This window comes from Bradyrhizobium sp. SZCCHNRI1029, from assembly GCF_032487555.1.
Taxonomy (GTDB): Bacteria; Pseudomonadota; Alphaproteobacteria; order Rhizobiales; family Xanthobacteraceae; genus Bradyrhizobium.
In genome coordinates, this window is sequence record NZ_JAUEUK010000009.1 from 184,712 (window position 1) to 209,091 (window position 24,380).

Below are 24,380 nucleotides of genomic sequence, written 5' to 3' on the forward strand. Positions count from 1 at the left end.
AGACCTCCGGAACTGGCGGATTATTCCCAATTTCGGCATTTTGCGTCCTTGCCTGCCTGCGTGGGAGCCGATATAGGGACGCCCACCCGAACGGATATTGGATTAGGGCACGTAGCTCAGCGGGAGAGCACTACCTTGACATGGTAGGGGTCACAGGTTCGATCCCTGTCGTGCCCACCACCCATCCGGACGTCTGCTGATTTCATTGAGCTTTTTGTTCGATTTCCCGCACCTAGCTTGTCGGTGAGGGAATAGACGTTCGCTCTATGATCCACGGAGCCGATCATTCGCTCGAGCTTGGCGACGCCGCCATACGCCAATTTCTTGCGATTGGCGTTCCGCGTGTAATGGCTTGCCATCCGACGATCGGTCCAACCGAAGATCGCATCCAGCTCGGCTTCCGTTGCTCCGTTTTCAGCGGCGACAGTTGCAGCCGCCTTGCGCAGGCCGTGCGCTGATCGGTTCGCCAACCCAGCTGCGATGCATTTCTCCTTGAACAGGTTGCCTAAGCTCTCCTTGGTCATCGGCTTGCCCTGCCGGGTCGCGATGTAGGTCTCGGTTCCGACCGGACCTGCCTCCAACGTCCGGCGCAGGACATCGAGCATCGGGAAGGTGACCTCAATGGTCTCGCTCCCCTTTTCGAGGCGCTTCGTGATGATCGGAACGGAAATCTGCTCGAGTTTTCCGTCAGGCCCGATCCGCTCTTGCACCTGTTCGGTCACGTCGGCAGGGCCGAATGATGCTGCGTCACCCCGCCGAAAGCCGGTGAAGAGGTAGACGTCGATCATGACGCGCTCTCGCGTGCCGAGCGGCCAGCGCTTGTAGTAACGCCGAACGTCGGCATCAGACCAGGTGACGAAGCCTTCTGTCTTTGCCGGCTTGGGTGTCTTGATTCCTTCGGTGGGATCTGCCGGCACAATCTTTTGCGCGACAGCCCACGCGAACATCCGTCTCATGGTGGTGAGGAAATGCCGGGCCGCGGAGGGGTTTTGAGCGCGACGCCCAAGCCCGTCCAGGATGTGCTGCTTCTGGATTGCGGCTGCTCTTTTGTTGCCGTTGGCCTCCAGAACATGAATCATCAGGCTGTTGCGCTGCTTGTGCGTGCTCGCCTTCATCTCGCGCCAATCAGGCGCCTTTGCCTTGTATTCTTCCCATAGCCATTTGAGGCTACCATCAAAGACCATCGCCCTGGCCTCGCTGGGATCGATTGCGAGGCGTGGCCGATTGAACATGTCGGCTAGAGCGATGTCGTAGTTGCGGTTGAATTCTATGGACCCGTACTCGCCGCGAATGCGAGTGCGTTTGCCGCCGACGTCCTTGTTGCGAACGTACCAGACCGTCCTGCCATGACGGTTGATTTCCTTGTGAAGGTAGGGCTTGCGAGGACGGGGCATGAAGCGAATCAAAGCACGAAATGCTCTTCGGGCTCAACCGTCTCATCGATGCCCCGCTCTTCTTTGTATTTGACCAGGTCGACGATGATCGTGCCGTCCGGCTTAATTCGTATGGATGAAGCACCGGCCGCTTTTGCAGCGCGGATCGCTCGTGCCACTTCGCCTTGGGTAAATCGAGCGGGGCGCCGGCTCATGGAACGCCTTCGGTTGACATCGCGCTCTGCCGTAAGCGCATTTCCAATGTAGCTTGGTCCGAACTCGTCGTCTGCATCTCGCGGGACCGTCCCTGAAGCGGGATGCCGTGGCGTAGAAAAGGATGGGGTCGGATAGTTCAGGAGAGCGCCTCCAGAAACGTCGTCCCTGATCGTTGTGCCATAGAGCTTACAAGATTTCATCGAGGTCGCGCCGCGGACGCCATCTTACGGGATCTGCGATCCACCGGTTGATGTCGGATTCATGCCAACCAGTTCCGTTGCTGCTGATCTTGAGTGGGGTAGGGAACGTACCTTCGGCGATCTTGCGGTAGATGGTGGATCGGGACAGCCCGGTCCTGGCAAGGACGGTTTTCAACCTGATGATACGGTCTGGCTCGCGCATGGCCGTGATGCCCCTCGCTGGTTGCTTCTGACGTCCGGCGAGACCAGAGGCCAAACAGGTGCAGGCGGACAATAGGAGTTCGCGCGTTGCCAGCTGTGGCGTAGAGCCGGCGGCAAACGGGATGGGTCAAATTCCAAGGCCTCGGCCTCTGCCGAGATCGATGCCATGGACGACGGCCAGATCCTGGCCGAGTCGGCGGCCCGATTCGAATGCAATGCCGAGATCGTTCTTGCGGCCGGCAAGGATGGATTCCAGTTGCGGGTCGCGCTGGAGGCTCTTCGCCATGTCGCCCATCGCCGAGCGCGTGGCCTTGTAGCCGGACAAGTCGCCCGCCTGATATAGGTGCCTGCTGGTCTGGTCGAGCTCCCGCCATCGCTCAACGAAGTGATCGGCGCGACGGCCCGGATCGCTGCGGAGTTCGGTTTCGAGCTGGAGCGCGCGGATGGCGCGATTGACCCGGCCGTCCGCCGCTTCGCGGGCGAGCTCCGGGTTCTTCTTGTAGGCGGCCTCGGCATCGTGCGAGCCAAACGGGCGCACCTCTTCGAAGGCTTGGCGGGCCTTCTGCAGCTCTTTCACCTGCTCGGGACTGGCTCTGCCGCCCGTCTCCTGCGCCTCGAAGATCGCATCTACCGCGCGGGCATGGCGCACCAGCGCTCGTGTCCGGACGCGACGGGCGTCCGCTTCGGGATCTTGCGCCACGTTGCTTGCCGGCACTTCGGCTCCGCGCCAGTCGGCTGCGGGACCGCTGGCTTCCCTTTCCGGTGTTGCCCGCTCCCGCCTCCCTTCGCTATCCAGTCCGGCCACATCAGCCGGAGAGCGCAGGCCGTCGAAGATGTCTCGCAGCTTCTCGGGCACAATCTTGCGCACGATCTCAGCTACGCGCTCGCGGAATGTGATCCCACGCCCTTCTGCGTAGCTCTGGACCGGATCGGCGCAGTCGTAATCCGAGGCCATGTCCTTCGCACGTTCGCGCGACAGGGTGTGGGTGAGCCGCTCCTGACCCGCAAAATCATCGCGACCATAGTGCAGGTCCACCTCGTCGCGGTGACGCGACAGGGCGACATAGCTGCTGTGGGCATCCATGCCCGGCGTTGCCAGCACATGGACGCGGTCAACCGTCATGCCCTGCGCCTTGTGGATCGTCGCGGCATATCCATGGTCGATGCGGTTGTAATCTTTGAACTCGAAGTGCACGGACCGGCCATCGTCGGTCTGTACGGTCATGGCTTGCGCGCTGATCTGTTCGATGGTCCCGAGCGTGCCGTTCTTGACGCCAAGACCGCGCTCGTTCTGCAGGAACATGACCCGGTCCCCGTTGGCGAAGGTTCTCGCGCCGCGTTCGACTGCCACATGCACTTCGTCGCCCAGATCGCCGGCAGCGCGCATGCGCACGCGCGCAGCCTCGTTGAGCGCCCGGACCTCGTCATTGGTGTGGGTGAGAATGATCCGGCTCCGGTCCGGCGATGCCTGACGATCGCGATTCCAGCGCTCGATTAGATCGCCGCGAGCCTGCTCGCGGCTCTGGGCCTCATGCACCATGCCGTGGGCGCGGTAGGCTCCAAGCGCATTGCCCGTTTTGCCGGTTGCCAGATCACGCGTGGCGTCCCGCTGCCAGCCCTCCCGCTGACGGCGCACCTCGCCGATTTCCGCTCCGCCGTGACGCTCATGGATCGAGCGAAACGCCGCGCCCGCCTCGATGGCCTGCAGCTGTTGCGGATCGCCGACCAGCACCACCTTTGCACCAGCATCGGCAGCGTGGGACAGCACGCGCTCAAGCTGGCGCGTGCCGACCATCCCCGCCTCGTCGATCACCAGCACATCACTGGATTGGAGCAGGTCACGGCCTTGTTCCCAGCCATGCTCCAGGCTGGCAATCGTGCGCGACGCAATGCCCGATCCGCTTTCGAGGTTTTCTGCGGCAATGCCGGACAGCGCAATGCCCCGGACCTCGAAGCCGGCGGCTTCCCACGCCTCCCGTGCCACCCCCAGCATCGCGCTCTTTCCCGTCCCGGCATGGCCGACCACGATGCTGAGATCGCGTCCATGTGTGACGTGCGCCAGCGCCTCAGCCTGCTCGGACGACAGCACCAGGCCGCGCGCTTCCGCACCCGCCAAAGCGGCCTGGCGATCCGCGTCGCGCACCTGGTGGCGCTCCCGTTTTGCCATCAGTTCAGCGGCCCGGTGCAGGCGCTGCTCTGCCTCGATCATTCCGCGGGTGGTGAACCGATCCTCGCCGCGCGCATCCTTGCCGAGTTCGACCAGGCCGGGCGCTCCTTGCATTGCGCCCACCACCTCATTGAACTGGTCGAGCCCGTCGCTATGCCGGTGCGCGAACCTCGCCATATCGCGGCGCGTGAATGTCGATTGCTGCTGGGTGATGGCGTCCAGCCCTATGGTGGGGGCGGCGACAATCCGCGCGCCGTTGTTGCGCGCGATCTCGCGGTGCATCTCGGCGCGATCGGCCTCGCCGCCTTCGCCAGCGATGCCCCGAGACTCGATCCGTTTGGCGGGCGCGCCGATCTGGCTTTGCGGCTCCAGCGCGATGCCCTGGTCTTCCAGGCTGCGGTGATCAATCCGCGCGTCGATATCGAGCTCGGCTAACCGCTCATTGGCGAGCTCGGCCCAGCGTTCGCGGCAGCGCTCGACCATCTCGGTGCGGTTCCAGTCCCGCACCTTCTGGCCAAAGCCGTTCTCGTCGACCGAGCGCATGGTCAGCATGACATGAGCATGAGGTTTGGGCAGTCCGTCCTCTGCCCTGTCCCAATGCACATTCAGATCGGCGATCATGCCGAGACCGACGAACTCGCCGCGAACGAAGTCCCGGGCGAGCTCGATACCCTGCGCCTCACTCAGCTCGCGCGGAAGGGCGAACTCGACCTCACGGGCCAACTGGGCATCCTTCCGGATTTCGCGCGCTTCGACATCGTTCCAAAGCCGCTCGCGATCGCCCCATGAGGCCGGCGCGTTCTCCGGCAGCATCACTTCGGAATGAACGACGCCGCGCTTTTCGGAAAAGTCCTGATCACGGCCGAGCCGCTCGTCACGCAGCCGCGATGCCGAGCGGTAGGCCGCCGATGCCACCGCACTGCTTCCGGCCTTCCGGCCAATGACCTTGACGTGAAGATGATAGATCGCCATCGCGACCAGAGCATCTACACAGCGAAGCGTACGTCGGCACGACGTATAAGCGCGCCCTCCCTCGAAAAAATCTCGGGAGGGACTATCCCGTCTCAGCTCGTCCTGATGACCTTACAGCAATGCGCCAGTGCGCAAGCTATCATTTCTCCATTGCCACTCATGGAGACGACGATGCGCAAACCTAGGAACTTTGATGCTGACCTGAAGGCACTCGACGACAAGGCGCGCAAGCTGAAAACACGCAAGGTACGCCAGCTCGGCGAGCTCGTGATCGCTACTGGAGCTGACGCGCTCAGCGCCGACGAACTCGCGGGCGCGCTGATCGTGCTGGCCGAGACGAAAGAGGCCGGAAAGAGGGAGGCATGGGCCAAGCGCGGCGTCGCGTTCTTTCAAGGACGGTCGCGGCGAGTTGCGCCAGCAACTGACCGCGACGCTGACGTTGCTCCTACGCAACCGAGCGGCGCGCACCCGGCATCAAGCCGCAAAAGCGCGACATGACATGCGCGCGTGGCAGGTCGAACGCCGTAAGCGCACCCGGCACCTCATCGAACTCGGCGGCCTCGTGATCAAAGCCGGTATCGTGGACCTGACCGGTGACGACCGTTCCACGATCTTCGGCGCGCTACTTTGGATGGCTGACAAGCTTAAAAGCGGTGAGGGCGAACGGGCACGTAAGCTTTGGGCCGCGAAGGGAAAACAAGCGTTCGAGATGGAGCCTAGGATGCCAACACGCACAATCGTTCATGTCCGACAATCGCACGTTGGCCAGTAGCTGCCGCTTCGACAGCAGCCCTATTGATCAATCGGCATACAAATTGCGATTTGGTTGCCGCCTTACTCCAGCTCCGAGCCATTCGCTCTTGATAAAGCGGTCACTGTGACTTTCCAAATTGGCCACTGGCGTTGGGTAAGGCACACTAGATCGAGATCTCCGCCTTCATGATGATTGCCTTCATTGAAGCAGGACCGGACTCGCCTGCCGAGTCTCTTGCCTTCGCAGCAGAAGGGTCCGGACTAGCCGCTGAGCAGGCGCTTCAAACCAGCAATAGGTGAGGCGCGCGGTGACGAGCGTGGACAGCACGAAAGCCGCCGAGAACAGAGGATCGAGGTAGGGGATGGGCCGCTGCATAAACGAAAAAGCAAGCGCGATCGCAAGTTGAATTGGAAAGTGCAGCAGATAGCAGGAATAGGTTGTATTGCCGGCTGTCTCCACCAGGGTCTCCAGGCGCCGCGGCAAGACTATGGGCTTCGAGCAGCAGAACAACAGGATCGGCGTATAGATGAGCAGAAGCGGTGCAGTGAGCGCCTCAAGGCCCATGCCGGACATCCAAAATGCCGCGGGCATCGCGATGCTCGCACACGCAGCCAAGGATTCCACCTTCGGCCGATGCCGAGCCCCGGCGACAGCCTGTCTTGCCATCGCGGCAAGGCCGCCAGCGTAGAAGAAAGCGAAGCATTTTGCCATCAGCGTACCGGTCGCGATCGAGATCACGATCACCGCTAGATTGAAGAGCGGGGACGGACGCACGACGCGCAGCGACAGGAAAAACGCCGCATAGACCACGATCTCGATTGAGACTGACCAGATTGGTGCGTTGAAGCTGACGCCATGCGGCGGAAGCCAGTCGCTGGCCATGAACAGCTGCTTGACGAATTGAGGGATGTCGTTTTGCTGAAAGACGAAGAAGTAGTTGTGCTGAACGAAATATATCAGCTGGAGCATCATGACCAACAGCAACGTCGCGAGATGGAGCGGGTAAAGTCGCGCCAGCCGATAGACGAAGAAGGTCCATCCGTTGATCGTGCGGTCGGCGATGGCCGCGCTATACTTCCAGAAGAAGATGAAGCCGGAGATGCACCAGAATATCTCGACCCCAATCGTGCCCTTCTCATAAAACGGGAACAGAACGCGGTAGAACGGCAGCTCGCTCCTCACGAGACCGACCGGCTCCTCGCCGACGAAGGCAAAGTGCTGATAGTGCCACAGCAGCACGGCGACAGTAGCGAGGAAGCGCAGCCCTTCCAATCCAAGGAGCTTCTGGTCCTTAGGCCATGTCGACGCTTTGGGAATGATCATCGGGGTCATCGACCTCCTGACGAGGGCGCTGGTCAATTCTAGTCCGAGCAAAGTGAAGGATTCTTTTCGCTTGGAGGCATCCCAGGCGTTCGTCGCAGGCGATCTCGGCGCCACACTAGATTGCCCTCTCCAAGGAATGAAACGCTGATCGTCGCGGTCTACGTTAAGATCTTGCGGATCAAAGGCCACGATCCCGACCCGGTGACCATTGCGCGCGGTTTCCTCTCCAGCGCCTCGACCTTGCTCTAGTGAAAGCCGCGACGACGGAGGTGGATACTCAAAATCTGCTGCGAGGCCGACGAAAAGGGGAGGCAACGCCGAACGAGATATGCGGTGCCAGATCGCCAATGGTGACAAGAACAAGAGTCGCCGCACCGAGAACTGTGGCTGCCGAGCTGCTCAATCTGACGCTCTGATCGCCAGAAGAGTCGCTCGCGAGCTCGAGATTGCAGTCGCTCGCCAAGTGCAGTTCCGCGCCCCGCAACAACTGGGTTTATTTTACAGTCACTCAAATCCAAATCTGGTGAGGCGCTTTAGTTGCTCGATGATGTGAGCTGCCGAGGATGACGAAGGAGCCATCGGCTCGCGATACGATAGCGAGTTAGCGGGAGCTTTGATAGCTCCCAAGTTCCCGAACCGCACGCGCTTTCGGCTACAGCTGCTTGGCACGGCGAAGCATCTCGGGCGCGCCGACGGGCTCTCCTGCCAGCTGTAATTGTAGTCCGGAACCTCGCCGCCTGTCGCTTTTGGATGCATCGAATCCATCGAGCATGCCCGACAGCGGGGATGTGAATACGGTGCCTGGCACGTTCCAGGGCGCGGGCGGGACGACGGGATGATCGGAGACGTAGAACTCGACAGCCACAATCCTAACACCAAATGGCCGGGGACCCTCCGTCAGAAGCTTAGACCAGTATTCCGCGCCGCCGCGGCCTTGAAGCAAGAAACCCGAACGCATTGGTTCGGGCTTCCTGAGAACGCCAACGTCTGAACTGCGCAGAACTAGTTGATGGAGGAATTGATGTCGACAAACGAGGTGTTGATCTTGCTACCCAGACCGTTGACTGCTGCGATGATCGCAAGTGAAATTCCGGCGGCAATCAATCCGTACTCGATTGCAGTGGCTCCCGATTCGTCACGCAGGAACCTCATCATTTTGACCCGCATTACACCCTCTTTGCTGTTGGCCAGATCGGCGCACCTTCACGCCAGAAAAGGATATCCGACGTCATCTTATAATAGATGAGTATTAAGAATACAGTTTTAGATAGAGTGAATATCCTTGGCGCTTATGATCTAGTGGGGGGCGCAGGTGGCTGTGCGTTTTAGTGTCGGAACGGACGCGTGTACGCCATCGCGGGAAATCGCAGACCAGGGCATACAGGGCCGGTGTCAGGATTCGCTGACTTGCGCTCTGGTCATGATTTGGCACATTCCGTGCGTGAGTCGGTCGTGTGAAGCGTCGGCTCGCAATCCAGATGATCCCTGCGCCCGTCGCGAGGACAATGACATCAAGGCGATAGCAGTTCCGGTTGCGACCAGCCACACGACCGCGCCGCATGGAAGATCGATCGCATAATGTCCACCGATCGGCACGGTCGATGTGATCACGAGGGAATTCCAGATCAATGAAATCGGAAATAGCCACCTGAGGTGCCAGGACGCGGATATGATCATCAGCGCCAGGCAGCAATGGAACGAGGGAAACGTCACAACTCCCTGCAGATTGGCGAATGACAGCAACGGCGAGGCCTCATTGCGGAAGTATTCCAACTTCGACAAGTGATACGTTCCCGCGCCTGTCGGGAGATGCTCGAGCAAGCTGGCTGGGTACCCAAAGAACGCGAAGGCACCTTTCGCCGGCCAAATCACGGAAATGCTCGCGCATGCGACAATCGTGCTGGCGAATACGAACGTCAGTATCCATAAATGATCGAAACGGCGAACGATTGCGAGCAGCACTGAAAGGCCGAAGAGCAGGGGGAATGAGCTGTCGTAGGTGACCGACAGGAGCTGGGACCAGGCGGGGTTGTCGGCTGCCCAAGCAATGACAGCAGGCAAGTCGAAGCCTGCCGCTCGATCCCATCTCGCAAGATCTACATCGATGAATGGGGCGTTGTTCCGAAGCCCGACAAGGCTGATGATTCCAGCCACTGCGCCCGATAGTAACATTGCTAGGAGCGCTCCGCACAAGTTGCTGAGCACCGGCGATGGTCGCCAACTTCGATAGACAACGTGAACCGTGAGGAGGAAGCCCAATATCGTCAATGCAACCAAGAGGCTGCCGAGATCGACAATGACAGCCGACCGCTGGAGCAGGAAGGCCGCGAAAGTGGTCGCGACAAAGCAAATGGCCCATACGCTCGCTTCCACATATCCGGTCGTATGGGTTCCCTGAGAAGACCAGGCGAAAGCCGTGCGACCCGAAGTCTGGGAAGCAGGAGGACTTGAATTTCCATCCTGCGATTGCGTGCCGTTAGGTCTGTGTATCTCCCCGATCTGTGTCCTTGCGGATATCAGGAAGCGGAGGCGACGAAAGAATGCGGGCAATAGGGTGTCTGTGGCGGGCTCCAACATGGATGTCCGCTCCCGTGTCAGTCTGTTTCAGATTATTTCGGTCGGTACCTACATACGCAAAAACCGTGAGCCTGAGCAATCTCAACGTGTATTTTAACATGATACCGTGCTGAGATGCTTAACAGATCTCTAGCGCCCTGCGAGACGTGCGTTGGGAATCGGTCCGGGATTGCGTTGTCCAAGAGCTACTGGCCATGAGCCTATGATCGCCTGACATCGCAGCTTTGGTGTCAACGGGGGTCCTTATGTAGGCTTGCTCGTTGCGCGGCGATGTTTTGAGTGCGGATTTCACCTTGCTGTCAAAATTGTCAGTTGTTCGGGCGGCCGGATGTTTATCGCCTCGGCAATTCGGAATTCACCAGCTCTCGAACATCACGCAGATGCTTATGATTCGCAGGGATTGTATCGTTCTTTGTTTGTGGTGGGGAACATCAGGCGCGCGCGAGTTCAGGCGTTTGCCGTGAGGGAGCTAGCTGAGTAAGTCAAGAACCTTCGTTCCTCAGCTGTCCGGGGCGTTGCGAGGTGCTGTCGGGTTGGTCCAGCAGACGCGCGAAGCCTGCACTCAATGCATGCAATGCGTGTAACGTGCGATCCCTCGCAGGTAAAAATATCCTCGGCGGGAACGTGGCAGATCTTGTCCAATCGTTTCTTGTGGTACATTATTCCTGCACGACTTAGGGTAGTGTAGGGGCAATGGAAGCGGGGCAGAGAGATACGGGGCTTGACTGCCTGACATTGCTGCTGCGTTTCCATCAGGTCGCTGTCGATCCGGCGCAGATTGCACATCAGCTAGCAGGAGAGGCGGTCGGCGTGACCGAGATGCTTCGCTGCGCCAAGCATCTGAAGCTGAAGGCGCGTGCGGTCAGTCAGAGCTGGGACGGGCTTCGCAAGCTGCCGCTGCCGGCCATCGTGGCGCGGTCGGATGGCTCGTTCGTGATCCTTGGACAGGTCACGGCGGAGGCGGCGCTGATCCAGGATCCCTTGGTGAATCGGCCGCAGAGTCTCAAGCGCGCCGCGTTCGAGGCTAGCTGGACCGGCACGGTGGTGCTGATGGCGCGCCGCGTCTCGCTCTCCGATCTGGCGCGGCGCTTCGACATTACCTGGTTTATACAGGCGATGCACAAATATCGCCGGCTGCTCGGCGAGGTGCTGCTGGCGTCATTCTTCCTGCAGCTCTTCGGGCTGGTGACGCCGTTATTCTTCCAGGTCGTCACCGACAAGGTGCTGACCCATCGCGGCTACACCACGCTCGACGTGCTGGTGTTCGGCCTGGTCACAGTGACCATCTTCGAGACGGTGTTGGGCGGTCTTCGAACATATGTGTTCTCGCACACCACCAACCGCATCGACGTCGAGCTTGGCGCACGGCTGTTCCGCCATCTGGTCGCGTTGCCCATCGCCTATTTCGAGGCGCGGCGCGCCGGCGATTCGGTGGCGCGGGTGCGCGAGCTCGAGAACATCAGGAACTTCATCACCAGCTCGGCGCTGACGCTGGTCATCGACCTCGCCTTCACCTTCGTCTTCTTAGGGGTGATGTTCTATTACTCGCCGTTCCTGTCCTGGATCGTGGTCGGCTCGTTTCCGTTCTACATTGCGCTTTCGGCCGGCGTGACGCCGCTCTTCCGCAAGCGTCTCGACGTCAAGTTCAACCGTGGCGCCGAGAACCAAGCCTTCCTGGTCGAGACCGTCACCGCGATTCAGACCCTGAAGGCGATGGCGATCGAGCCGCAGATGCAGCGGCGCTGGGAGGAACAGCTCGCAGGTTACGTCGGCGCCAGCTTCGACGTGCTGTCGCTCGGCAATTGGGCCAGCCAGTCGGTGCAGTTCATCAGCAAGATCGTCACCGCGCTGACCCTGTATTTCGGCGCCCATCTGGTGATCGAGGGCAATTTGAGCGTCGGCGAGCTCATCGCCTTCAACATGCTCGCGGGGCGGGTGGCGCAGCCGGTGCTGCGGCTGGCGCAGCTGTGGCAGGATTTCCACCAGGCGCGGCTGTCGGTGGCGCGGCTCGGCGACATCCTCAACACCACGCCGGAGCCCGCCTTCAATCCCGGCCGCGCCGCGCTGCCGCCGGTGCGCGGCGAGGTGGTGTTCGATCACGTCTCTTTCCGCTACCGTGTCGATGGTCCGCTGGCGCTGCACGATGTCTGCCTGAAGGTGCCGGTAGGCCAGGTGGTCGGCATCGTCGGTCCCTCCGGCTCCGGCAAGTCGACACTTACAAAACTGATCCAGCGGCTCTATGTGCCGGAGAGCGGCCGCATCCTGATCGACGGCGTCGATCTCACCGTCGCCGACGTCACCTGGCTGCGGCGGCAGATCGGCGCGGTGCTGCAGGAGAACGTGCTGTTCAACCGCTCGATCCGCGACAACATCGCGCTCGCCGATCCCGGCATGGCGATGGAGCGGGTGATCCAGGCGGCCGAGCTCGCTGGCGCCCATGAGTTCATCCTCGGCCTGCCCGACGGCTACGACACGGTGGTCGGCGAGCGCGGCGCCAGCCTGTCCGGCGGTCAGCGCCAGCGCATCGCGATCGCCCGCGCGCTGGTCACCAATCCACGCATCCTCATCTTCGACGAGGCGACCTCGGCGCTCGACTATGAGAGCGAGAACATCATCCAGCGCAACATGCGCAAGATCTGCGCCGGGCGCACCGTCTTCATCATCGCGCACCGGCTGTCGGCCGTCCGCAACGCCGACCGCATCATCACCATTGAGAACGGCCGTCTCGTCGAGGACGGCACTCATGACGAGTTGATCAAGCGCCCCGGCCGCTATGCGACCCTGCACCAGATCCAGGCGGGGCTCCATGTCGTCGGCTGAGGCGCACAAGCAGGACAACGCGCCGATCTCGCTCGACGCGCGGCGGGGCCGCCGCAACGATGCGCGCGAGTTCCTGCCTGCTGCGCTGGAGATCGTGGAGACGCCGGCCTCGCCCGCCGGACGCGCCGTTGCCGCCACCATCATGCTGTTCTTCGCAATCGCGATCGGCTGGTCGATCCTGGGCCACGTCGACATCATCGCCTCGGCGCAGGGCAAGATCGTGCCGACCGGCCGCACCAAGACGATCCAGCCGCTGGAGGCCGGAATGGTCGCCGCGATCCACGTCCAGGACGGCGACAATGTCCGTGCCGGCGACGTGCTGGTCGAACTCGACCGCACCGTCACCGAGGCCGAGCGCCGCCGCGTCGCGCAGGGCCTGATGCAGGCGAGGCTCGATGTGGCCCGGCTGAGCGTGCTGCGCGATAGCTTTGCCAATCTCGCCGCGCTGCGGCCGCTCAACGTGCCCGAGGGCGCGGCACCCACCGATGTCGCGCGCACCCGCGCCGCGCTGCAAGCTCAGGCCGCCGAGCAGCTGGCGAAGCTTGCGTCCAACCTGCAGCAGGTCGCGCAGAAGCGCGCCGAGGCGCAGTCGATCGAGGCCGCGATCGCCAAGATCGACGCCACCCTGCCGTTCCTGCAGGAGACCGCCGAGATCCGCCGCAACGCCAAGGAGATCCAGTACGGCAACCAGATCGCCTATATCGATGCGCAGTCGCGCCTGATCGACCAACAGAACGAGCGCATCGTGCAGACGCGGCGCCTGGTCGAGATCGAGGCTGCGCGGCTGGCGCTGGAACAGCAGCTCGCGCAGACCCGCTCCGGATTCGAGCGCCAGGTGCTGTCGGATCTCGCCGATGCTGAGAAGAAGGCCGAGGAGCTGACCCAGGATCTCGTCAAGGCCGAGCGCAAGATCGCCGAGCAGGTGCTGCGCGCGCCGATCGACGGCACCGTGCAGCAGCTCGCGCTGCACACCGTCGGCGGCGTCGTCACACCGGCGCAACAACTGATGCTCATTGTTCCTGCCGACAGCCAGCTCGAGACCGAGGTCATGATCTCCAACCGCGACATCGGCTTCGTCAATGTCGGCCAGCCCGCCGAGATCAAGATTGATACCTTCAACTTCACCCGCTACGGCCTCGTCCACGGTAAGGTGCTGAGCGTGTCGCAGGACTCGATCGTCCGCGAGAAGCCGGCCGACAAGCAGAACGGCGGCAAGACCTCCGGCGCATTGGCCGAGACCAGCGAGCCGGCCGGGCAGGAGTTCATCTACTCGGCGCGGGTGTCGCTCGACGAGAAGCAGATGCAGGTCGAGGACAAGATGGTCGCGCTCGCGCCCGGCATGGCGGTGACCGTGGAGATCAAGACGGGGACGCGGCGGATCATCGAATATGTGATGTCGCCGTTGCTACGGTATAAGCAGGAGAGCTTGAGGGAGCGATAGGGATGAGCTGCGAGTTAACAGCAAGACTGGTTAGCCAGATCGATCAGGGAAAGCGGAAGCTTATGAGCTTGCCTTGCATGAACGTTGCAAATGGTGAGCGGCGCATGTTCGAGAGGCGAGCGCAGAAAATCAGCGGGGTAGGTCGCGCTGTCAGTTGTATGACGTTGAGGATTTGTGCTCTTTCTGCCGCTCTTTATTTTGCTTGGTTCGATCAGGCAGCAGCGTGCGCGGTGGCCGGCGTGCAAACGGGAGTGCTCTTTGACCATATACCTACGCAGGTCAATGCGCCCGTCATATTAGAGGTGACGATCGTCGGCATTGAGGCCGATATCAGCTCTCAAAAATACGGCCGGCTCGCTGTGATGAACGCTCGGGTCGAAAGGGTTGTCAAAGGAACATTCGACCGTGACGCAGTGAAGGTTGTTACATCCATCAGCACCTGTACCCGAATTGGCGTTGGGCACGGTTACGTTGCCGGTGTGATTGATCACGACGCCCTGATTGGTCTTGAGCTGATTGCAATCCAGAGATCATTTTATGATCTCATCGAGCAAAGAAGATAAATATAGCCGTTTAAGGAACGCCAATGAGCTGGGAAGCAGTAAGCAAGGCCGTTGACTTCTGGTCGGATAAAGCCGCCTGGAGCAATCCGAACAATTCAGAAATCGAATTCACCCCGGATGAGCAAAATTCCATTCGCGATTCATTGAAGCAGCTATACGACAGTTCTGCGTATGCACGTTCGCTGTTGGAGAGTGCTGTAAGCGGAGGAAAACTTATCAAGTTTTTCCAAACGCCCCCCACGACCACGGCAATCACCGACCGCTTCAGCGAGACGGTGGGACTCAATCTTTCTGCAATAAAAAATTCATATTTTATGAACAGCTCAGGTGAGCTAGTTAAGTTTCGGCAGGAGTTGGTTATAATCCATGAGTTGATTCATGCAATCGCGGGAGAAGACGATCCAGTAGGTACTGGGCCTTACAAAAACAATGTAACTAATTCGGACTTAAATGGCTCGACATTCGACGATCTTGGAGAAACTGCAGCTGATACAAACATCGTTGCCGCTCAGATGGGGCTTAGCGATGATTACATGGTCTCTTATTCGGCTGGGATGCTCGTACCTGATACGCGGCTCGCGCGGATGGCCCTTGGAATTCAATACTCGGAAGGCCGCGATGTGGCCGTCCTCAGGGTCGGCGATTTGCCCCTCTCGAGCTCTACAGTCTTGGGGGGAGTTGACATCGTCGATCTTATCGACATGTCGCATCGCGCGAACAAAGGTGTGTACCTAGCGTTCGGTTATGATGGATCGGATAGAATTTACGGTGGTCCGGGAGACAATTTCCTGTATGGGGGATTGCAGGACGATATCTTGGTCGGAGGGCAAGGGGCTAATCTACTGCATGGTGGAGACAGAGGGTTGCCCCTTTCAGGGGATGGGATCGATACTGCTGACTACTCCGGAGATCTTGGGCTGCCCGGACGCAAAGGCATCAAGGTCCTGATCGACCAGAACGCTGTTTCGGCGTCGGATATGGTTGACGGTATCGTGCCGATTCTTGTAACCGACAATGGATTTGGCGGGCGTGACCGTCTCGTCTCTATAGAAAAGCTTAAGCTCGGATCGCAATCCGACACGGTTGTGATTGGAGCGGACAGTCTAGATCTTCTGAGTTCGGTGGAAGAGATTGATGCTGGAGGAAATCCCGCCGATGAGCCGGATGTTTTGGATCTTTCCAAACTTCAAGGTGGCGTGAGATTCATAGATGGACATTTAGACGGCTCTAAGCCGTCCTTTCTCAATTTTGATAAGATAATTGGTACATCTAAGAGCGACGTCTTCAAGTTGAACAATCCCGGTGCGATCGTTAAGACGGGCGACGGTCAAGATCAGATCGAGTTGTCCCATAACGGTGAACTTCTGATTGAGGACGCGAGTTCTGATGACAGGATCACGTATTATGATCATGTTCTTACTGGAGCGGTTCGCTGGGGTGGCTCGGAAGACCCGTATGCTTATGACGTCTTCGACAATCAGTACGGTCGAAACAAAACTGGTGATCTGATTATTACCGATTCTAACGGAAATCAGACCTACATTCCTCATTTCAACTTTGGGGTTTCCGGCAGCAACCAGACAGCGGGCCTTTACGTCGTCGAGATCACATTCAAGACCGTCCGGAGCAACATGTGGACGAGCGGGTTCGAGACGGCTGCGGCCGAGCTCACTGCGCTCGATAAGGCTGGTCAGGCGCTCTACGGCAGAAAGCCGAACGGGCGCAAGGATCCGCTGGTGCTCGATCTCGATGGCAATGGTATCGCCTTCACGATTCAAGAGGCTTCGCGGGTTCGTTTCGACATCGACAAGGACGGTTTTGCCGAGCCGGTCGGCTGGATCGGTGGCAATGACGGCTTCCTGGTTCGGGACCTGAATGGCAATGGTGTGGTCGATGATGTTGGCGAGCTGTTCGGCAACGAGACCGTGTCCGGCTTTACACAGCTGGCCCAGCTCGACGTCAATCATGACGGGGCGGTCAGCGCGCTCGACGACGGGCTTGCCGACTTCAACGGTGATGGTGTCATCGATACGTCCGATACGTTCGCGTCGCTCAAAGTCTGGGTGGATGCCAACGAGGACGGCATCACCGATGCCGGCGAGCTGAAGTCGCTGGCTGACCTCAATATCGTCGCAATCGGGACCGGATCGACGCCTTCGACCTACACGGACGGCGCCGATACGATCTCCGCGACGGGAACCTTCATGCGCGCCGATGGCTCGACCGGGCTTGCCGCTGATGTCCAGCTCGAGACCGACAACTACAATACGACGTGGCTGGGGGATTCCAGCATCAGCGCGGCGGCTTCGAGCCGGCCAAATTTGAAAGGGTTCGGCACGCTGACCGACCTGCGCGTCGCAATGACGCTGAAGCCGAGCCTGATCAATGTCGTCGACGCCGCGCTGCCGTCGATGGCCTCCCTCTCGCTGTCCGCTCTGCGTGAGGCCGTTCGTCCGATTCTCTACGCCTGGCAGGCCGCTGTTCCCGTGCCCTCAGGCACGCCGGGCACCGAGCCGACGGCGGAGTTTCAGTTTGTCGGCACGACCAACGAGAAGGGGGCGGTGCTCTACGACTTCATCATCAGCAAGTCGGATGACCAGGGTCTTTTCTACGCCTATGCCAGTGGCCAGGCCGTGCGCGATGCAAATGGGGTGGTCATCGAGCGGCCGACGCTGCAGCAGGTGTTGGGCAGCACGCCGGAGCAGGGCAGTTGGCAGACGCTGACGGCCGCCGATATCGCCTTCCTCGAGCGTTTCACCGGCGAGCAGATCGGCCTCGGTATTCCGACGAATCCGAGCGCAGACGCCATCTCGCGCGCCGCCGACGCGGTCACCGCTGGCTGGAACGTGCTGAACAGGCTCGCCATCCGCGTTGCCATGCAAGGCGAGCTGAAGCCGTTTTTCGCGGGCATCACCTACGATGTCGCGACCGACACCTTCAAGCCCACCACCGACCAGCAGTTCGCGCCGATGCTGGAGCAGATCTTCCAGCACACGCCGAGCGACCCGACCGCAGCTGGCAGCTATCTGGAGCAATGGAAGGGCATCATCGGCATGATGCTGCCGGACTTCCAGCGTGACGACCAGGGAAGGCAAATCACCGACGCCTATCTGTTCGCCAACATCGTCAATGCGTTCGAGAACGTTCCGGTCAACCTGTCGCTGCAGGCGGTCGCTGACAAGCTGTTCGACATCCCGGCCTCGGAGCTCGTGATCGGCAACGGCAATCTGACCGGCGGCGACACCACCGACGACATCTTCTATCTCAATGGCTCCGATCAGGTCGTCCAAGGGCAGGGCGGCCACGACGCCTACGTGGTCGGCTACAATTTTGGCCACGATGTCATTCAGGACGTCTGGCAGGGGCTTGGCGACAACCAGGAGGACGCGATCTGGTTCGCCCACCTCAACGTCTCCGATCTCACCTTCGTGCGTGACGGGCTCGACCTCGTCATCACCCAGAACGGCACCGACAACCAGATCCGGGTGATCGACGAGTTCGCCGGCCGCCGGCCGGGCCTTGTGACGGCCTATCAGGATTTCGACAAGTCGATCGAGGTGATCAAGTTCGCTGACGGCACCACCTGGAGCAAGCTCGACCTCGCCAAAGCGGTCGGAATGCCATCCTACGCGACCGACGATAATCTGGTCGGCACGCCGGACGCCGACGTTCTCAACGGCGGTCTCGGCACAGATACCATGTCAGGCGGCGACGGCGGTGACACCTACATGTTCGGCCGCGGCGACGGTCATGACACGATCGAGGACAATCAGGCCTGGATCTGGGGCGAGCGGCCGGACTTCCTGCGCTTCGGTCAGGGCATCACGCTGGATGACCTGTCGTTCCACCGCGACGGCAATTCCAACGATGTCACAATCGCGATCAACGGCACCGATGATGCCGTGACCGTCAAGGGGCAGTTCCGGGTCGATTACGGTCTGCTCAACACCACCATCGACCGCATAGAGTACTTCACCTTTGCTGATGGCTCCTATGTCAGCTGGGAGGAGGTGATCCAGAGCATGGATGCCAGCGCCGGGACCGACGGCAACGACGTGATCTACGGCTTCTCCTATGCCGACACGCTTCAAGGCGGCAAGGGCGATGACGTCATCGATGGCGGCCGCGAGGACGATACCTACGTCTATGCCCGCGGCGACGGCAACGACACCATCATCGACGGTCCGGATGCGCAGACCTCTGCCTTCGACACGCTGGTGCTCAAGGGCATCGATCCGGCCGACGTGACGCTCGTCCGTGACGGCAACGATCTGCGCTTGGTGTTCGCCGAGAGCGCCGACGGGGCCGGCGATGCCGGCTCGGTCCTGCTCAAGGACGAGCTCGACGACTGGTTCGCGCGCGGCATCGAGCAGGTCAAGTTCGACGACGGCACCGTCTGGACCCAGAACGATCTGCGGCTGAAGCTGCTGGCCCGGGCGTCGACCGACGGCAACGACGTCATCGTCGGCTACAACACCAATGATGTGATCGAAGGCGGCAAGGGCGACGATACCCTCGCCGGCGGCGCCGGCGACGACACCTATATCTATAACCGTGGCGACGGCAACGACGTCATCACCGAGGTCACCTCCGGTAACTACAGCACGATCGATACGCTGCGGCTGAAAGGGATCAGCCCGGCCAGCATCTCGTTCAGCCGCAACGGCAACGACCTTACGCTCATCATCAACGAAAGCGTGACCGGCGCCAATGACGGCGGCTCAATTGTGCTCAAGGACGAGCTAGGCGACTGGTTCAGCCAGGGCGTCGAGAACATCGTGTTCGACGACGGCACGACCTGGGACCAGAATTATCTGCGCACGACGGCGCTGTCGCAGGCGTTCACGCCGGGCGACGACGTCATCAACGGCTTCAACACCAACGACATCCTAATCGGCGGGCGTGGCAACGACACGCTGAACGGCGGCGCCGGAGATGATACCTATATCTACGCCCGCGGCGACGGCAATGACACCATCATCGACGGGCCGGCCGGCAACTTCTCGACGTTCGATACGTTGCGCCTTCAAGGTATCGACCCCGCCGCGATCAGCTTCGTCCGCAACGGCAACGATCTGACGCTCGTCATCGCCGAAACCGTGGCGGGCGCCGGGGATGGTGGCTTGATCCTGATCAAGCAGACTCTGGACGACTGGTTCAGCCAGGGCATCGAGCGGGTCGTGTTCGACAACGGGACCGTCTGGACGCAGAACGATTTACGCCTCAAGGTGCTGACGCAATACTCGACCGCCGGCAACGACGTCATCGACGGCTTCAACACCAGCGACGTCATCACCGGTGGACGCGGCGACGATGTGATGTCGGGCGGGAGCGGCGACGACACCTATATCTACAACCGCGGTGATGGCAACGACACCATCATCGAGGGAACGGTGGGCAACGCCTCGAGTTACGATAATCTGAAGTTCAAGGGGATCCGGCCTTCCGACATCAGCTTCGTCCGCAACGGCAACGACCTGACCCTGGTGATTGCCGAGAGCGCGCCGGGCGCCGGTGACGGTGGTTCGGTCCTGATCAAGCAGACACTCGACGATTGGTTCAGCCAGGGCGTCGAGCAGGTCGTGTTCGACGATGGCACGGTCTGGAAGCAGGCGGACCTGCGGGCCCTCGTGCTGCAGCAGGCAGCGAGCTCCAGCGCGACGTCGATCTACGGCTTCAACGCGGCCGACACGATCCTGGCAGGAGCCGGTGACCGCTATCTGAACGGCCAGGGGGGAACCGACACCTACATCTACACTTCGACGGGCGGCAACGACGTCATCGAGGACAGTACGAGCGGCAACATCCTGGTGATGCAAGATATTGCCTCGACCGCGGTAACGCTCAGCCGCAACGGCTCCGACCTCGTCATCGCGAATACGGCGACGGGAAAGACCGTCACGGTGAAGGCGCAGTTCAGCAACGGGACGCTATCCACCGTCAGCTTCAGTGATGGCGCCAGCTGGAGCCAAGCGCAGATCCTGGACATCCTGGCGGGATCGAGCGACGCCAACGCGTATCCCTTCACCGCCGGAAGCGGCCAGGTGACCGTTGCTAATACGGTCACGACGATCCGGATGGGAGCGGGGATCTCGTCGTCCGATCTCTACTTCCAGGCGAATGGCAATGGCGACCTGACGATCAGGTTCAGAAACAGCACCGACGTCATCACCGTGCCGCGGGATCTTACCGTACAGCCCTGGGGCGTCTCCAGCGCGATCATTCGCATCGCATTCAGTGACGGCGCGGTGCTACCGGTCGGACAGCCGGCTGCGGGCCTAGGCACACCGTTGACTTTCACCTGGGTCGGCAACACCAACGGCTTCAACCTCGGCAACAGCAATTTCGGCTCCAACGTATTCGAGGTGTCGGCAGCCGGAAATCTGGGCTTTGCGGATTATAGCAACGGGGTCGCTGGAACGAACCGGATCAAATATGCGCAAGGATCCGGCAGCCTGACGGCCTGGCCTGGCGCGAGCAAGGGATCCCTGGAGTTCGGCGCGGGTATCAGTGCGCAGGACGTGCTGCTGCAAGCCGGTGGTGGCGACCTGATCGTCAAGTTCCGCAACAATGCAGGCGACAACATCCTCGTTCACAACGACCTGACGGTCAGTGGCGGTGTTGCCTCTAGCTCGATCAATCAGCTGGTGTTCAGCGACGGTAGTTCGATCGCGCTGGGAGGTTCGGCCTCGGTGCCGATTACCTTCACCTGGGTCGGTAACACCAACGGCTTCAATCTTGGCAACTCGAATTTCGGCTCGAACGTGTTCGAGGTGTCGGCATCCGGAAATCTCGGGTTCGGCGATTACAGCAACGGTGTCGCCGGAATTAACACGGTCAAGTATGCGGCAGGATCTGGTGCCCTATCGGTATGGCCCGGCGCGAGCAAGGGCACGTTGCAGTTCGGCACCGGCATCTCGGCGCAGGACGTGCTGCTGCAGTCCAGCGGCAGCGACATGATCGTCAAGTTCCGCAATAACGCGCTCGACAACATTCTGGTACACAACGATCTGACGATCAGCGGTGGTGTCGCCACCAGTTCAATCAATAGACTGGTGTTCAGCGACGGCAGCTCAATCGCGCTGGGCGGCTCAGCGTCGGTGCCGATCACCTTCACTTGGCTCGGCAACACGTCGTCGGCTGGACTATCGGGCTCAGGCTACGGCTCGAACGTCTATGAAATCACCGCCAGCAACGTCTCGGTCAATTTTGCAAATGCGGCAGCAGTGGGGGGCACCAACACCCTGCTTTACAGCCGCGGCGTCGGGCGGACGGACGTCAATCTGAACGCCGGCGCGACCGGCGCCATCAAATTGGGCGCCGGCATCTCTGCCCAGGACATCTATGTGCAGGTCGAGAATGGCGCCGATCTGATCCTTCGGATCCGGAACGACGACACCGACAAAGTCGACATTCACGGCGACCTGACGAGCACAGGCGGCATCCAGTCGGTGGCGTTCGCCGACGGTACAGTGTTGTCGCGGCAACAGCTGCTCGCGCTGGAGACAACGGGCACCACCGTCAACGACGTCCTCTGGGGCTCGCTCGGAGCCGACACATTCGACGGCAAGGGAGGAAATGATATCGCGCATGGACGCGGCGGCAACGACACGTTCGTGTTCAACACCGGATACGGCCAGCTCGAGATCGACGAGATCGACAGCTCGAGCACCGCGGCCAATGTGCTGTCGCTCGGAGCCGGAATCCGGCCGTCCGACGTGGGGGTGGCCGTCGCCTCAAACGGCAACGACTGGATCCTCACGATCGGCAACAACGGCGATGTGATCAGGATCGACAACATGGTGCAGTCGAGCACCAGCGGCGTCCAGCAGGTCCGGTTTGCCGACGGCACGGTCTGGGACCGGGCCGCAGTCAGGGACGCGTCGCTGACCTTCACCTGGACCGGAAGCGGCAGCAATCCGACCCTGGTCGGCAACGCGACGGGCTCCAACATCTTTGTGCTCGGTGATGGGGCCGAGACGGCGTTCGGCGGCACACGCTCCAACCTGTTCCGGGTGTCGTCCGGCACGGGGCAAGCCACCATCAATCTGTCGGCGACGGCCGGCGCGAAGAACCAGATCGATTTCGGCAGCGGGGCCACAGCGCAGAAGCTGTGGTTCACGCAATCGGGCAACGATCTGGTGGTCGCCGTGGTCGGCACAGCGACGCGGGTGACGGTCGCAAACTGGTTTGCGGGCTCCGCCAGCCAGTTGCAGACTATCACTGCAGGAACGACGGTGCTGGATGGCGGCGCAATCGGGACGCTGGTTCAGGCGATGTCAGCCTATACGGCGGCCCACCCGGGCTTTGATCCGGCGTCGGTCTCGCAGGTCCCCGGCGACCTCGCCTTGCAGAGCGCGATGGCGGGTGCGTGGCACGGTCAAGCGGGCTTTGTCGCGAACTTCTTTGCCCTGACGTCCGGACCGTCGCAGCTGTCGGACGTCAACTGGGGGGCGGCGCCGAGCTTCGTGACGACAGTGTCCCAAATCTCGGGCACCGCAGACGCCGCCTGGCCAGCCTCGTCGCACGTCAATTTCGCGACGGCCTACCAGGCCAACCTCACCATCACGACGGCTGGAACCTATACCTTCAGCCTGGCTTCCGACGACGGCTCCGCGCTCTACATCGATGGCGTGCGGGTCGTGAACAATGACGGGCTGCACGGCAATAACACGGTCTCCGGCCAGGTGACACTGGGGATCGGGTCGCATGCGGTCGAGGTTCGCTACTTCCAGAATGGAGGCGGCGAGGTCGTGACGCTGACGGCGCCGGCAGGAGCAAACAGTTTTGCGGCTGCGACCGGTAGCCTGATCTTTGCCGGAAGCTACGGCAGCTATCGATTTGCCGCCGATGCCTTCGGCGATGTCTTGATCCTAGACACTCGTGCAGGCGCATCGGGCGCCAATTCCGCGGTAGGCCTGACGCAGCTGATCTTCGCTGACGCAGCGATCGGGGTCGTCTCGGGAACGGCGGGCGTCGATGCGCTGAGCAGCTCCGCGGCCAACGAGATATTCGTCGGATCCGGAGGCAACGATGTGATCGTCGGTGGGGGCGGGGTTGATACGGTCGCATTCACCGGCAACTTTGCGAACTACACGGTATCTTTGAATTCGGCTAATCAGGTCGTGGTCAGCGACCTGCGCAGCGGCAGTCCGGACGGAACCGACACGTTGTCCGGCATTGCTTCGCTCGGATTTGCCGACCAGCAGGTGCAGCTCGTGGTCGGGACCGGCTCTACCGGCACAGCAGGTTCGGCTACGCTGGCAGGAACAGCTAGCTCTGAAGTTTTTGTTGGCGGCGCCGGCAATGATACGTTTATCGGTGGCGGAGGAAACGATCGGTACCTGTTCAGCGCGGGCCAGGAGACGATCGTGAACGGAACTGCGAGCAGCTCTACCGCCAGCGGACAGCTAGCTTTCGGAACGGGCGTGACGGACAACGATCTCTGGTTCCTGCAGTCCGGCAACGATCTGCAGATCGATCTGCTCGGCACGACTCAGAACGTCACGATCAAGAACTGGTTTTCGGCGCCATCGAACCAGCTGCAGGAGATCACCGCCGGCGGTCTCAAGATTGACAGCCAGATCTCGCAGCTGGTCCAGGCCATGGCGAGCTATTCGTCTAGCCATGCGGGCTTCGATCCGACCAGCGCAGGGAGCCAGGCAGCGTCCAGCGACCCGAGCTTGCAGGCATCGATTGCGGCCGCTTGGCACGCGTAGAGGGTGAGGTACACGGAGACGAAAGCTGGCTCGCTCGATTCGTCGGGCGCGCCA

The 24,380-nt window shown here is 60.9% G+C and carries 12 protein-coding genes, 1 tRNA gene and 1 pseudogene; 7 read left to right on the forward strand and 7 right to left on the reverse strand.

Annotation, left to right across the window (positions count from 1 at the left end; genetic code table 11):
* Positions 1-105 precede the first annotated feature (105 nt).
* Positions 106-180 (forward strand) — tRNA-Val (locus QW861_RS24990).
* Positions 181-341: 161 nt separating this feature from the next.
* On the opposite strand, the pseudogene QW861_RS34060 reads toward QW861_RS24990, so the two are convergent.
* From QW861_RS34060 to traA, 4 genes and pseudogenes are all read right to left on the reverse strand, one after another.
* Positions 342-1,394 (reverse strand): annotated as a pseudogene (locus tag QW861_RS34060) (tyrosine-type recombinase/integrase); the annotation flags it as partial.
* 8 nt (positions 1,395-1,402) lie between these two features.
* The gene (locus tag QW861_RS24995) at positions 1,403-1,588 is read right to left on the reverse strand and encodes a hypothetical protein (RefSeq protein ID WP_315753634.1); all 186 of its coding nucleotides are present in this window, start codon (positions 1,586-1,588) and stop codon (positions 1,403-1,405) included.
* Between the two features lie 187 nt (positions 1,589-1,775).
* Positions 1,776-1,991, reverse strand: coding sequence for an AlpA family transcriptional regulator (locus QW861_RS25000; protein ID WP_315716577.1), 216 nt, complete (start codon positions 1,989-1,991; stop codon positions 1,776-1,778).
* A 126-nt stretch (positions 1,992-2,117) separates the two neighbouring features.
* A complete protein-coding gene (gene traA, locus QW861_RS25005; RefSeq protein WP_316171318.1) occupies positions 2,118-5,129 on the reverse strand; it encodes a Ti-type conjugative transfer relaxase TraA in 3,012 nt (1,003 codons plus the stop codon).
* 171 nt (positions 5,130-5,300) lie between these two features.
* Here traA and QW861_RS25010 point away from each other — a divergent pair, with 171 nt between their 5' ends.
* Positions 5,301-5,627: a conjugal transfer protein TraD gene (locus QW861_RS25010; protein WP_315753301.1), complete on the forward strand. Its 327-nt coding sequence runs from the start codon at positions 5,301-5,303 to the stop codon at positions 5,625-5,627.
* Position 5,628: 1 nt separating this feature from the next.
* Positions 5,629-5,901, forward strand: coding sequence for a conjugal transfer protein TraD (locus QW861_RS25015; RefSeq protein WP_315753303.1), 273 nt, complete (start codon positions 5,629-5,631; stop codon positions 5,899-5,901).
* A gap of 180 nt (positions 5,902-6,081) precedes the next feature.
* Here the strand turns inward: QW861_RS25015 and QW861_RS25020 are convergent, their stop codons facing one another.
* From QW861_RS25020 to QW861_RS25030, 3 genes are all read right to left on the reverse strand, one after another.
* A complete protein-coding gene (locus tag QW861_RS25020; protein ID WP_315753305.1) occupies positions 6,082-7,215 on the reverse strand; it encodes an acyltransferase in 1,134 nt (377 codons plus the stop codon).
* Between the two features lie 993 nt (positions 7,216-8,208).
* Entirely contained in the window at positions 8,209-8,373 is a 165-nt protein-coding gene (locus QW861_RS25025; RefSeq protein WP_315753307.1) for a Flp family type IVb pilin, read from the reverse strand.
* A 225-nt stretch (positions 8,374-8,598) separates the two neighbouring features.
* Complete coding sequence (locus QW861_RS25030) at positions 8,599-9,579, reverse strand: phosphatase PAP2 family protein (RefSeq protein WP_316171319.1); 981 nt, start codon at positions 9,577-9,579, stop codon at positions 8,599-8,601.
* Positions 9,580-10,476: 897 nt separating this feature from the next.
* Between QW861_RS25030 and QW861_RS25035 the strand changes: the two genes are divergently transcribed.
* The 4 genes from QW861_RS25035 (at position 10,477) to QW861_RS25050 (ending at position 24,326) form a co-directional block, all read left to right on the forward strand.
* The gene (locus QW861_RS25035; protein ID WP_316193600.1) at positions 10,477-12,603 is read left to right on the forward strand and encodes a type I secretion system permease/ATPase; all 2,127 of its coding nucleotides are present in this window, start codon (positions 10,477-10,479) and stop codon (positions 12,601-12,603) included.
* Entirely contained in the window at positions 12,590-14,044 is a 1,455-nt protein-coding gene (locus tag QW861_RS25040; RefSeq protein WP_315801838.1) for an HlyD family type I secretion periplasmic adaptor subunit, read from the forward strand. The genes QW861_RS25035 and QW861_RS25040 overlap by 14 nt, the downstream gene beginning before the upstream one ends.
* 77 nt (positions 14,045-14,121) lie before the next feature.
* Positions 14,122-14,607, forward strand: coding sequence for a hypothetical protein (locus QW861_RS25045; RefSeq protein WP_315753314.1), 486 nt, complete (start codon positions 14,122-14,124; stop codon positions 14,605-14,607).
* 23 nt (positions 14,608-14,630) lie between these two features.
* The gene (locus tag QW861_RS25050; RefSeq protein ID WP_316193601.1) at positions 14,631-24,326 is read left to right on the forward strand and encodes a calcium-binding protein; all 9,696 of its coding nucleotides are present in this window, start codon (positions 14,631-14,633) and stop codon (positions 24,324-24,326) included.
* Positions 24,327-24,380 lie beyond the last annotated feature (54 nt).